Annotated in this window: 15 protein-coding genes; all 15 read left to right on the forward strand. The window is 38.4% G+C overall.

Annotated elements, in window-relative coordinates; all coding sequences use genetic code 11:
* Positions 1-100 precede the first annotated feature (100 nt).
* The 15 genes from glyA to ACUXEY_RS14810 all read left to right on the forward strand — a co-directional run bounded on the left by glyA (position 101) and on the right by ACUXEY_RS14810 (position 11906).
* Positions 101-1342 (forward strand): serine hydroxymethyltransferase, encoded by a 1242-nt coding sequence (gene glyA, locus ACUXEY_RS14740; protein WP_166702815.1) that lies wholly within the window; start codon positions 101-103, stop codon positions 1340-1342.
* Positions 1343-1614: 272 nt separating this feature from the next.
* Positions 1615-2244: a uracil phosphoribosyltransferase gene (gene upp / locus ACUXEY_RS14745; RefSeq protein WP_000517533.1), complete on the forward strand. Its 630-nt coding sequence runs from the start codon at positions 1615-1617 to the stop codon at positions 2242-2244.
* Between the two features lie 373 nt (positions 2245-2617).
* Positions 2618-2731: a DUF4024 domain-containing protein gene (locus ACUXEY_RS14750; RefSeq protein ID WP_000232961.1), complete on the forward strand. Its 114-nt coding sequence runs from the start codon at positions 2618-2620 to the stop codon at positions 2729-2731.
* 26 nt (positions 2732-2757) lie between these two features.
* Positions 2758-2982: an AtpZ/AtpI family protein gene (locus ACUXEY_RS14755; protein ID WP_001171223.1), complete on the forward strand. Its 225-nt coding sequence runs from the start codon at positions 2758-2760 to the stop codon at positions 2980-2982.
* Complete coding sequence (locus ACUXEY_RS14760; RefSeq protein WP_000567600.1) at positions 2982-3374, forward strand: ATP synthase subunit I; 393 nt, start codon at positions 2982-2984, stop codon at positions 3372-3374. Before ACUXEY_RS14755 ends, ACUXEY_RS14760 begins: the two co-directional genes overlap by 1 nt.
* Before the next feature lie 7 nt (positions 3375-3381).
* Complete coding sequence (atpB, locus tag ACUXEY_RS14765; protein WP_016085476.1) at positions 3382-4101, forward strand: F0F1 ATP synthase subunit A; 720 nt, start codon at positions 3382-3384, stop codon at positions 4099-4101.
* Between the two features lie 56 nt (positions 4102-4157).
* Positions 4158-4376, forward strand: coding sequence for a F0F1 ATP synthase subunit C (gene atpE, locus ACUXEY_RS14770; protein ID WP_000052064.1), 219 nt, complete (start codon positions 4158-4160; stop codon positions 4374-4376).
* Positions 4377-4505: 129 nt separating this feature from the next.
* Positions 4506-5012, forward strand: coding sequence for a F0F1 ATP synthase subunit B (gene atpF / locus ACUXEY_RS14775; RefSeq protein ID WP_001142618.1), 507 nt, complete (start codon positions 4506-4508; stop codon positions 5010-5012).
* Positions 5009-5551, forward strand: coding sequence for a F0F1 ATP synthase subunit delta (gene atpH / locus ACUXEY_RS14780; protein ID WP_000064683.1), 543 nt, complete (start codon positions 5009-5011; stop codon positions 5549-5551). Before atpF ends, atpH begins: the two co-directional genes overlap by 4 nt.
* An 11-nt stretch (positions 5552-5562) precedes the next feature.
* Positions 5563-7071, forward strand: coding sequence for a F0F1 ATP synthase subunit alpha (gene atpA, locus ACUXEY_RS14785; RefSeq protein ID WP_000027521.1), 1509 nt, complete (start codon positions 5563-5565; stop codon positions 7069-7071).
* Positions 7072-7403: 332 nt separating this feature from the next.
* Positions 7404-8264: a F0F1 ATP synthase subunit gamma gene (gene atpG / locus ACUXEY_RS14790; protein ID WP_063222513.1), complete on the forward strand. Its 861-nt coding sequence runs from the start codon at positions 7404-7406 to the stop codon at positions 8262-8264.
* A gap of 190 nt (positions 8265-8454) precedes the next feature.
* Positions 8455-9861: a F0F1 ATP synthase subunit beta gene (gene atpD / locus ACUXEY_RS14795; protein ID WP_001032593.1), complete on the forward strand. Its 1407-nt coding sequence runs from the start codon at positions 8455-8457 to the stop codon at positions 9859-9861.
* A 20-nt stretch (positions 9862-9881) separates the two neighbouring features.
* Complete coding sequence (atpC, locus tag ACUXEY_RS14800; RefSeq protein WP_060487972.1) at positions 9882-10283, forward strand: F0F1 ATP synthase subunit epsilon; 402 nt, start codon at positions 9882-9884, stop codon at positions 10281-10283.
* 130 nt (positions 10284-10413) lie between these two features.
* Positions 10414-11205, forward strand: a complete 792-nt coding sequence (locus ACUXEY_RS14805) for a DUF975 family protein (RefSeq protein WP_461300987.1) — start codon at positions 10414-10416, stop codon at positions 11203-11205.
* A 47-nt stretch (positions 11206-11252) separates the two neighbouring features.
* Entirely contained in the window at positions 11253-11906 is a 654-nt protein-coding gene (locus ACUXEY_RS14810) for a DUF975 family protein (protein WP_166702813.1), read from the forward strand.
* Positions 11907-12034: the final 128 nt, after the last annotated feature.

A 12034-nucleotide genomic window follows, 5' to 3' on the forward strand; every position in this document is an offset into this window, starting at 1 on the left:
AAGGTTCGAAAGAATTACAACCTGAATTTTCGTTTTTTCTGAATAAATGAGAAAAAACTATTGGGAATCGATGTAATTCGTTCAGAAAAGGGGGATTTTGGTGGATCATTTAAAACGTCAAGATGAAAAGGTATTTGCTGCAATTGAGGCAGAACTAGGAAGACAGCGTTCAAAGATTGAGTTAATTGCTTCAGAAAACTTCGTAAGTGAAGCAGTAATGGAGGCGCAAGGTTCTGTTTTAACGAATAAGTATGCTGAAGGATATCCTGGAAAACGTTACTATGGTGGCTGTGAACACGTGGACGTAGTAGAAGATATCGCACGTGATCGCGCAAAAGAAATTTTCGGCGCAGAGCACGTAAATGTTCAACCGCATTCTGGTGCACAAGCGAACATGGCAGTATACTTCACGATTTTAGAGCAAGGCGATACAGTACTTGGTATGAATTTATCTCATGGTGGTCACTTAACACACGGAAGCCCTGTTAACTTTAGTGGAGTACAATATAATTTCGTAGAATATGGCGTGGATGCTGAATCTCACCGTATTAATTACGATGATGTATTAGCAAAAGCGAAAGAACATAAACCAAAATTAATCGTTGCGGGTGCAAGTGCATACCCTCGTGTTATCGATTTCAAACGATTCCGTGAGATTGCAGATGAAGTGGGTGCATACTTTATGGTTGATATGGCACATATCGCTGGTTTAGTAGCTGCTGGTTTACATCCAAATCCAGTACCACATGCACATTTCGTTACAACGACAACACATAAAACATTACGTGGCCCACGTGGTGGTATGATTTTATGTGAAGAGCAATTTGCAAAACAAATTGATAAATCAATCTTCCCTGGTATTCAAGGTGGTCCACTTATGCACGTAATCGCTGCAAAAGCTGTTGCATTTGGTGAGACACTACAAGATGAGTTTAAAACATATGCACAAAATATCATTAATAATGCAAACCGCTTAGCTGAAGGTCTTCAAAAAGAAGGACTGACACTTGTTTCTGGCGGAACAGACAATCATTTAATCCTGATTGACGTTCGTAACTTAGAAATCACAGGTAAAGTAGCGGAGCACGTATTAGATGAAGTTGGTATTACAGTGAACAAAAATACAATTCCATTCGAAACAGCAAGCCCATTTGTAACGAGCGGTGTACGTATCGGTACGGCAGCTGTAACATCTCGTGGTTTCGGTTTAGAAGATATGGATGAAATTGCGTCACTTATTGCTTACACATTAAAAAATCATGAAAATGAAGCTGCATTAGAAGAAGCACGTAAGCGTGTAGAAGCGTTAACGAGCAAATTTCCAATGTACACAGATCTATAATAGATTGAAGAAGACTGCTGAAACGTAATTGTTTTAGCAGTCTTTTTTTTGGACATATATTGTTCTTTAAGTATGTATACAAATGATGAATAAATTTTGGCGATATAATGAAGGATACAGCTCCCATAATTGGTAAAGATACTAGATAGATTCATCGTAAAATCATGATTTTTCCAAATTTGCCCTTGAATATTAGTAGCGTTTTCTTTACAATCGTAAATAGTGTAAAAAAGCGTGCAAACGCATGAATATCATCTAAAGGAGAGATTCACATGGGAAAACTGTATGTATTTGATCACCCGTTAATTCAACATAAGATTACATATATTCGCGATAAGAATACAGGTACGAAAGATTTTCGTGAATTAGTGGACGAAGTAGCAAGCTTAATGGCTTTTGAAATTACTCGTGACCTTCCACTTGAAGATATTGAAATTGAAACGCCTGTAAGCAAAGCGACAACAAAAGTGATCGCTGGTAAAAAACTTGGTTTAATTCCGATTTTACGTGCAGGTTTAGGAATGGTTGATGGAATTCTGAAATTAATTCCAGCAGCAAAAGTAGGACACGTTGGTTTATACCGCGATCCTAAAACATTGCAACCGGTAGAATACTATGTGAAACTTCCAACGGATGTAGAAGAGCGTGACTTTATCGTACTAGATCCGATGCTAGCAACAGGTGGTTCTGCAGCTGAAGCAATTAACTCTCTGAAAAAGCGCGGTGCAAAACAAATTAAATTAATGTGTATCGTTGCAGCTCCAGAAGGAGTAAAAGTAGTACAAGAAGAACATCCTGATGTTGATATTTATGTAGCAGCATTAGATGAGAAATTAAATGACCACGGATATGTAGTACCAGGTCTTGGTGATGCGGGTGACCGTTTATTCGGAACGAAGTAAGACAACTGACGAGAGGGGGGTTCCCCTCTCGTTTTTTTGTATCTTGATGAGGTAGGGGAGGGGGGATAAATATACATAGTATATACAACATAAGTTGCATACACATCACATATAATATAGAAGTCTTACGTCTAAAGAGCACTATATTATGGAAGGAAAGCGTTATATCTTAAAAATATAATAGTGACAAACTTGTGAACATTTCCTTCTATTATAAAGAGAAAACTGTTAGAAATTGCATATCTCTAACCAGTATTTAGAAGGGGAACGTTTTCATTTTTGGGAGGAAATGACTAATACTCAAATTTTTTGATTTTTTACGATTTCTCGTTGACACTGTTAATACCCTATTGTATGCTAACAACGGGGATAGATGGTAGGGCTTTCAGTGACAAAAATACATCTATTCCGTGACGAAAATGTAAACTTTTTATTTTGTATAGGATTTATGCAAAAAAATGAGTTATTATTAACACATCGTGAATGAGGGTTACATATTGGAGGGATGAATCCTTGCAAAAAAACGATCGCAGCCATATAAAAGCTTATGCTTTAATGTCAGGTATTCTTGCTCAATTAGTCGGTTCTATTCTTGTTGGAATCTTTGGTGGGCAGTGGATTGATAATAAGGTTGGAACGTTTCCATTGTTTCTTATTATAGGGTTATTACTCGGATTAGGAACAGGGGTATACGCAATGATTCGACTCATTCGACATTACTATTCGGGAGAGCAATGATGATAGACGTACATGGACTTGTCCAAAGACAAAAGAAATATATGTACTACTTGCTTGCGCTTCTAGTGCTAGGATGGGGATTCACCTCTTACAAGGATGTGTTTCTTGGGCTGATTATCGGAACGATTTTCAGTTTTCTTAGTTTGCGCATCATTGCACGTAGAACAGACAAGCTGTTGGATCGCGTAACAAATGGAGAAAACGTGAAGTTTAAGGCAACAGCGGTAAGTACATATTCGAGATTCGCCACGATTGGGTTATTAATTTTATTTGCAGCCAAATATCAAGAGTTAATTGCGATGTGGGGCTTAGGTGTGGGATTGCTGACAGGATACCTTGTCATGATCATAGATTTTCTTTATTTAGAGTATAAGAGCAGGGAAGAGAGGTGAATTACTAGTGGAACACGGTAGATTAGTTGAATTTCTAGGTTTAACGTTCGATTTGTCATCAGTTATGATGGTTACTGTAGCAGCAGTTATTGTTTTCTTAATCGCTGTTATCGGAACTCGCAGCTTAGCCCTTCGCCCAACAGGAATGCAAAATTTCATGGAATGGGTGTTTGACTTCGTGAAAGGGATTATCAATAGTACGATGGACTGGAAAACAGGTGGACGTTTCTTAACGCTTGGCGTTACGCTTATCATGTTTATCATCGTATCGAACTTCCTTGGTTTACCATTCATGTATTCAACAGTTGAGGCTGGCGAACATATTGCATGGTGGAGATCACCAACGTCTGATCCAGCAGTTACATTAACATTAGCCGTGATGGTAGTTACCCTCACCCATTATTATGGAATTAAGATGAAGGGTACGAAAGAATACGTTAAAGGTTATTTCCAACCGATGAAATTCTTATTCCCATTAAAGGTTATTGAGGAGTTTGCTAACACATTAACGTTAGGTCTTCGTTTATTTGGTAACATTTATGCAGGTGAGATCTTATTAGGATTACTTGCTAAGTTAGGCGGGGCATCATTCCTTGGAGCATTAGGTGCGCTTGTACCAATGTTAGCATGGATGGGATTCAGCGTATTCGTTGGATCAATCCAGTCATTTATTTTCGTTATGTTAACGATGGTTTATATGGCTCATAAAGTAAGCCATGACCATTAATATAATTTAAGTAAGAAAAAATTTATTTTTTTATAATACAAAGGAGGACAAATTAAATGAGTTTAGGTGTAATCGCAGCTGCAATTGCAATTGGTTTATCAGCATTAGGTGCAGGTATTGGTAACGGTCTTATCGTATCACGTACAATCGAAGGTGTTGCTCGTCAACCAGAATTAAAAGGCGCACTTCAAACAATTATGTTCATCGGGGTTGCTTTAGTTGAGGCACTTCCAATCATCGGTGTAGTTATTGCATTCATCGTAATGAACAAATAAGGGAGACTCCCCTTACATAGATGGCGAAGAGTGTTTTTCCGAACTTTCTTCGCCATTGCTTTATGAACGAAACGTATGTCTTTTTTTTTCATATGATCAATTTAGATATTTTGAAGGGAGTGAATCCTTGTGCCAACTTTATTATTAGGGGCTGCCATTCCATTTGGAACGATTGCTTATACATTGTTCATTTTCTTACTTCTATTAGTAATGCTACGCAAATTTGCGTGGGGTCCTTTAATGGGAATTATGAAAGAACGTGAAGAACATGTTACTAATGAAATCGACGCTGCAGAAAGAAGTAATGCTGAAGCGAAGAAGTTAGTAGAAGAACAACGTGAAATGTTAAAACAATCACGTGTTGAAGCACAAGAGTTAATCGAAAGAGCGAAAAAACAAGCTGTAGATCAAAAAGATGTTATTGTTGCTGCTGCGAAAGAAGAAGCAGAATCAATTAAAGCATCTGCTGTACAAGAAATTCAACGCGAAAAAGAGCAAGCAATTGCTGCTTTACAAGAACAAGTTGCTTCTTTATCTGTTCAAATTGCTTCTAAAGTAATTGAAAAAGAATTAAAAGAAGAAGATCAAGTGAAGTTAATTCGCGATTATATTAAAGAAGTAGGAGAAGCGCGATGAGCAATGGGATTGTAGCAAAACGTTATGCTGTCGCTCTTTTTAAAATTGCTAAAGAAAAACACGTATTAGAAATGTTTGAAGAGGAATTACGCCTTGTACAAAACGTTTATGTAAAGAACGGAGAACTACATAGCTTTTTAACGCAACCGAACATTTCAAAGGAACAAAAGAAAACGTTTCTTGCAAACGTATTCGGATCTGTTTCTGAATCTATTTTAAATACGTTATATATTTTAATTGATAACAAACGCATTGATATCTTACCTGAAATTGCAGATGAATATGTTGTTCTTGCTAATGAAGAACGTAACGTAGCGGATGCAACTGTATATTCTACTCGTCTTCTATCAGAAGAAGAGAAGCTTAACATTGCAGAAGCATTTGCAAAGAGAACAGGAAAAGACGCAATTCGCGTAAAAAATGTTGTAGATGAAGATTTACTAGGCGGCATTAAAGTACGTATTGGAAATCGCATTTATGATGGAAGTTTACAAGGAAAATTAGCACGTATTCAGCGTGAATTAATGAAGAATAGATAGGGGTGAAGCACATGAGCATCAGAGCTGAAGAAATTAGCGCACTGATAAAGCAACAAATCGAGAACTATCAGTCTGAAATCGAAGTTAGTGATGTTGGTACAGTTATCCAAGTTGGTGACGGTATCGCGCGTGCTCATGGTCTTGATAACGTTATGGCTGGTGAACTTGTAGAGTTCTCTAACGGCGTTATGGGACTAGCACAAAACTTAGAGGAAAACAACGTAGGTATTATCATTTTAGGACCTTACACGGAAATCCGTGAAGGTGACGAAGTTCGTCGTACTGGTCGCATCATGCAAGTACCAGTAGGAAAAGAACTAATTGGTCGTGTTGTAAACCCATTAGGTCAACCAGTTGATGGTTTAGGCCCAATCAATACAACAAACACTCGTCCAATCGAAAGTCCAGCACCAGGTGTAATGGATCGTAAATCTGTTCATGAACCACTTCAAACAGGTATTAAAGCGATTGACGCTCTTGTACCAATTGGCCGTGGTCAACGTGAGTTAATCATCGGTGACCGTCAAACTGGTAAAACAGCAGTTGCACTTGATACAATCATTAACCAAAAAGATGAAGATATGATTTGTATCTACGTAGCGATTGGACAAAAAGAATCAACTGTACGTAACGTAGTAGAAACACTACGTAAGCACGGTGCATTAGAGTACACAATCGTTGTAACTGCATCTGCTTCTCAACCAGCTCCATTATTATACCTAGCTCCTTATGCTGGTGTAACAATGGGTGAAGAGTTCATGTACAATGGTAAACACGTATTAGTAGTATATGATGACTTATCAAAACAAGCAGCGGCTTACCGTGAGCTGTCATTACTATTACGTCGTCCTCCAGGTCGTGAAGCTTACCCAGGGGATGTATTCTACTTACATTCTCGCTTATTAGAGCGTGCAGCAAAATTAAGTGATGCAAGAGGCGGCGGTTCTTTAACTGCACTACCTTTCATCGAAACACAAGCAGGGGACGTATCAGCTTACATCCCAACAAACGTAATCTCGATTACGGATGGACAAATCTTCTTACAATCTGACCTATTCTTCTCTGGCGTACGTCCAGCGATCGATGCGGGTACTTCTGTATCTCGTGTAGGTGGATCTGCTCAGATTAAAGCAATGAGTAAAGTATCAGGTACACTTCGTCTTGACCTTGCATCTTACCGTGAGTTAGAAGCGTTCGCTCAGTTCGGTTCTGACCTTGATAAAGCAACTCAAGCGAAACTAAACCGTGGTGCTCGTACTGTTGAGGTATTAAAACAAGGATTACACAAACCGTTACGTGTAGAGAAACAAGTTATCATTCTTTACGCTTTAACACGTGGATTCCTAGATGATATCCCAGTAGTAGATATCACTCGTTTCGAAGAAGAATTCCATGCTTGGTTAGATTCTAATGCGACTGACTTATTAGAAGAAATCCGCACAACTAAGAAACTTGCGGATGACGACAAATTTGCAGCAGCAATTAACGGATTTAAAAAAGTATTCGTAGCTTCTGAATAATAAAAAGTGAAGCCGACTGTTTAGCCCCATCGGCTAAGGTTCTTTCCCACAGAAGGTGATTTTTACCTTCTCGTGGGGAAGGTTCTTAGACGAAAGGGGCTAGGAGGCGGAACTAGATTAATAAAAGCGTAAGCGGCTCGTACAAGCCGCCGAAGCTAGATAATATATATAAGGCATCTCAGGTTTTGAGATTGCTGACGGTTATGTAAAGGAAAAGAGTAGGTGCACCTATTCTTTTCCTTCAATCATGAGCAAGAATATCTTGCAACGTAGATTAGGAAGAGGATTCTTACTAATCGTGCCAACTTCCGGAAAAAAGGTGGTGAAAACCTGTGGCATCTTTACGCGATATAAAAGCGAAGATTACCTCGACAAAGAAAACGAGTCAAATTACGAAAGCGATGGAGATGGTATCTGCATCTAAGTTAAACCGTGCAGAGCAAAATGCTAAATCTTTCGTTCCGTATATGGAAAAGATTCAAGAAGTAGTAGCGAGCATTGCGCAAGGAAGTAAAGGAATTAATCATCCAATGCTAAATGCACGTCCTGTAAAGCGTACAGGATACATCGTTATTACATCTGATCGCGGACTAGCAGGTGGTTATAACAGTAACGTATTACGTACGGTAAGTAACGTAGTTCGTGAACGTCATAATATGGATTCAAACCAATATTCAATTATTGTGCTTGGACGACTAGGACGTGATTATTTAAAACGTCGCGGCTTTAACATCATTGATGAAGTAGTTGGATTATCTGACCACCCATCATTTACTGATATTAAAGATCTTGCTTCTCGAGCAATTGCGATGTTCGCAGATGGTGCTTATGATGAGCTGTATATTTACTACAACCATTACGTAAGTAAAATTTCACAAGAAGTAACGGAAAATAAAATTTTACCGCTTACTGATGTGGCGTCTGACAAACCGACGACAGCTTATGAATTCGAACCTTCTGAAGAAGAAATTTTAAAAGTACTATTGCCACAATACGCAGAAAGCTTAGTGTACGGTGCATTACTAGACGGTAAAGCAAGTGAGCACGCGGCGCGTATGACAGCAATGAAGAGTGCTACAGACAACGCAATGGAAGTTATCGATTCACTTACACTTTCATTCAACCGTGCGCGTCAGGCGGCGATTACGCAAGAAATTACGGAAATCGTTGGTGGAGCAGCAGCGTTAGAATAGTAATAAAAAGCGTAGGTGGTTTGCTCAGAAGGGGTGAAATGACCGGCCCTTCTAGACACCGGAGCTAGATTCAATAAAAAGTGGAAGCGGCTCTGTCAAAAGAGTCGCGTAAGCTATAAACCAATAAAAAATTAAAAGCTAGCTGCTCGTAGAAAGTTGGCTAATTAAAAGAAAGCTAGGAGGGAACCCGATGAATAAAGGGCGCGTTACGCAAATCATGGGTCCGGTTGTAGACGTTAAGTTTGATGGCGGAAAGCTACCAGAAATCTACAACGCCCTTACGGTAAAACAAAGCAATGAGAACGGAAGCATTAACTTAACATTTGAAGTTGCACTTCATTTAGGTGATGATACAGTTCGTACAGTTGCGATGTCTTCCACAGATGGACTTGTTCGTGGCACAGAAGTAGAAGATACTGGTAAACCAATCTCTGTACCAGTTGGTGATGTAACACTTGGTCGCGTATTTAACGTATTAGGTGATGCAATTGACTTAGATGGTGAGGTTCCTGCGGATGTACATCGTGATCCAATTCACCGTCAAGCACCTGCATTCGAAGAATTATCTACTAAAGTAGAAATTCTTGAAACTGGTATTAAAGTAGTAGACTTACTTGCTCCTTACATTAAGGGTGGTAAGATCGGTCTATTTGGTGGTGCCGGTGTAGGTAAAACAGTATTAATCCAGGAATTAATCAATAACATCGCACAAGAACACGGTGGTATCTCTGTATTCGCTGGTGTAGGTGAGCGTACTCGTGAGGGTAATGACTTATACCACGAAATGAGCGATTCAGGCGTAATTAAGAAAACTGCGATGGTATTCGGACAAATGAACGAGCCACCTGGAGCACGTCAACGTGTTGCATTAACAGGATTAACAATGGCTGAGCATTTCCGTGATGAGCAAGGACAAGACGTACTTCTGTTCATCGATAACATCTTCCGTTTCACGCAAGCAGGTTCTGAAGTATCTGCCCTTCTTGGTCGTATGCCATCTGCGGTAGGTTACCAACCAACACTTGCAACAGAAATGGGTCAATTACAAGAGCGTATTACATCTACAAATAAAGGATCTATCACGTCTATCCAAGCGGTATATGTACCAGCCGATGACTATACGGATCCAGCACCAGCTACAACGTTCGCTCACTTAGATGCAACAACAAACTTAGAGCGTCGTTTAACACAAATGGGTATTTACCCAGCCGTAGATCCATTAGCATCTACATCTCGTGCACTTTCTCCAGAAATCGTAGGGGAAGAGCATTATGAAGTAGCTCGTCAAGTACAGCAAACTTTACAGCGTTATAAAGAGCTTCAAGATATCATCGCTATCTTAGGTATGGATGAGTTATCTGAAGAAGATAAGTTAGTTGTACATCGTGCTCGTCGTATTCAATTCTTCTTATCTCAAAACTTCCACGTAGCTGAGCAGTTTACAGGTCAAAAAGGTTCTTACGTACCTGTAAAAAATACAGTTAGCGGATTTAAAGAAATTCTAGAAGGAAAATATGATGACCTTCCAGAAGATGCATTCCGTTTAGTTGGTGGCATTGAAGAAGTTATTGAAAACGCGAAGAAAATGATGGCGTAAGGCCTTAGGAGGGACGAAGTATGAAGACATTTCCAGTCAGTATTGTAACTCCTGATGGACCGGTTTACGAAAAAGAAGTAGAAATGGTAAGCGTAAAAGCAGAGAGTGGGGAAATGGGGATCTTACCGGGTCACATTCCAACTGTTGCACCATTAAAAATTAGTGCAGTTCGTCTGAAACACGGTGGACACACTGATTATGTAGCGGTAAGCGGTGGCTTTATCGAAGTTCGTCCAGATAAAGTAACTGTATTATCATCATCTGCTGAAGAAGCAAACCATATCGATATCCATCGTGCAAATGAAGCGAAGCGTCGCGCTGAGCAACGTATGCAAGATAAACAAGCACATGTTGACTTTAAACGTGCAGAAATGGCATTACAACGTGCCGTGAACCGTTTAAACGTTTCTGATATGAAATAAAAAAATCCGTAAAGGCTTTGCCTTTACGGATTTTTTGTGTAGTTCATGGATAATTTTACAAAAATGGTATAATTATATTGATGCTTGTATAAGTAGAGAATGTACAACAATTTATAAAGGGGATGAAGAAATGATTGGTGAAATGAAACGAGAAGCGTTGCACTCCTTAAAAGGAAGATGGGGACTAGGTGTTGGATCAACGATTTTATATCATATTGTAAGTTACGTCGTTTCAATGGCTGTAATGCTTATACTATTAATCCCAGGAGCTATAATAGTTCTTTTAGCATCTATTTCAACTGGTTCAATTGAAGAAGACGTGATGGCAATTGGAGCTGCTATTACGTTTGGGATTTTTTACTGCTTTATGATAGTTTTGAGTTATGCGGCTTATGGCATTACCACATATGGTCATACGAATTTGTTTCTACAAATAAGCAAACGAGAAGATGCTAGAGTGGATTATTTATTTGAAGGATTTCGTGGCTTTAAAAGAATGATGAAAACAATGTGGGCTATGCTTGCAATTTTGTTATATACAGGTACATGGGTTCCGATGTTAGGAACGATTGTATTTGGGCTATTAGGTTTTCTTGATGAGAATGCAAATCCATCATTTATAATTGTTTTCTTTATTTTATTAGCTATTTCGTTTATTGTAATGGCTATTCTGTATTTTTCATATTCGATGACATATTATGTGATGGTTGAAAAACCAGAATACAGTGTTTCGCAAGCAATGAAAGAAAGTAAGAATCTTATGAAGGGGCACAAATTAGATCTATTTCTTTTATGGCTAAGTTTTATAGGATGGGCCATTTTAGCAATTTTTACACTTGGAATAGGTTTTCTTTGGCTTAGCCCGTATGTGAGTACAACGACAGCGCATTTTTATCGCTATATTTCAAAAGATGAATTGTAGTAGGAACATGCTATACTAATAGAGTTATTACGTATAGGAGGAAGAGCATGATTGGTGATTTAAAAGGAGAAGCATTAGATTCATTAGAAGGGAAATGGGGATTAGCTGTCGGAGCAACATTACTTATTTCGGTTCTTATTACAGCTTTTAGTTTTAGTATTGATTTCATTTTCTCTCAGGTTTGGGACTGGAAAGAAGTGAACAGTTCACTTTCATTAGACATCATTTCAATATTGATGGTAGGTCCATTAACACTAGGTGGTTATTATTTAGCGCTACATATCATTCGTGAAAAAGAAGCGCGTATTGGGCATATATTCAGATGGTTTACAGAGGGAAGTAAGTTTATAAAGTCATTTTTATTATATATAGTAGTGAACATTTATATTTTCTTATGGTTTTTACTATTTATTATTCCAGGCATCATTAAATCATTTTCTTATGCGATGACGTATTTTATAATAAATGACCATCCGGAGTATTCTATAAATCAGGCCATTACAGAAAGCCGTCGTATGATGGATGGACATAAAATGGAGTATTTCATTTTATGTTTAAGTTTTATTGGTTGGTTTATATTAAGTTGTATTACACTCGGGATTGGGTTCCTATGGCTAATTCCATATTTTTATACGACGTCAGCAGCTTTTTATGAGGAGATTGCAGAGGAATATTACGAGAAAAAAACTCCGACGTTTTAAAGTAAATGGCATGATAAAAACACCCAGTATGAGCTGAAGTGACCCAATGAAATAAGACAAGGAAAAAACACCTCTTATACCGTATTTAATTTAAATACGAATATACGGAGGTGTTTCTTTTATGGGAA

This window comes from Bacillus sp. F9_6S_D1_P_5 (genome assembly GCF_054823925.1).

What these genes read in the sequence shown, in the direction of transcription:
- ACUXEY_RS14760 (WP_000567600.1), top strand. Translation starts at nt 2,982, where the DNA reads ATGATAGACGTACATGGACTTGTCCAAAGACAAAAGAAATATATGTAC.
- upp (WP_000517533.1), top strand. Translation starts at nt 1,615, where the DNA reads ATGGGAAAACTGTATGTATTTGATCACCCGTTAATTCAACATAAGATT.
- atpC (WP_060487972.1), top strand. Translation starts at nt 9,882, where the DNA reads ATGAAGACATTTCCAGTCAGTATTGTAACTCCTGATGGACCGGTTTAC.
- ACUXEY_RS14750 (WP_000232961.1), top strand. Translation starts at nt 2,618, where the DNA reads ATGGTAGGGCTTTCAGTGACAAAAATACATCTATTCCGTGACGAAAAT.
- ACUXEY_RS14805 (WP_461300987.1), top strand. Translation starts at nt 10,414, where the DNA reads ATGATTGGTGAAATGAAACGAGAAGCGTTGCACTCCTTAAAAGGAAGA.
- ACUXEY_RS14810 (WP_166702813.1), top strand. Translation starts at nt 11,253, where the DNA reads ATGATTGGTGATTTAAAAGGAGAAGCATTAGATTCATTAGAAGGGAAA.
- atpE (WP_000052064.1), top strand. Translation starts at nt 4,158, where the DNA reads ATGAGTTTAGGTGTAATCGCAGCTGCAATTGCAATTGGTTTATCAGCA.
- atpD (WP_001032593.1), top strand. Translation starts at nt 8,455, where the DNA reads ATGAATAAAGGGCGCGTTACGCAAATCATGGGTCCGGTTGTAGACGTT.
- atpA (WP_000027521.1), top strand. Translation starts at nt 5,563, where the DNA reads ATGAGCATCAGAGCTGAAGAAATTAGCGCACTGATAAAGCAACAAATC.
- atpH (WP_000064683.1), top strand. Translation starts at nt 5,009, where the DNA reads ATGAGCAATGGGATTGTAGCAAAACGTTATGCTGTCGCTCTTTTTAAA.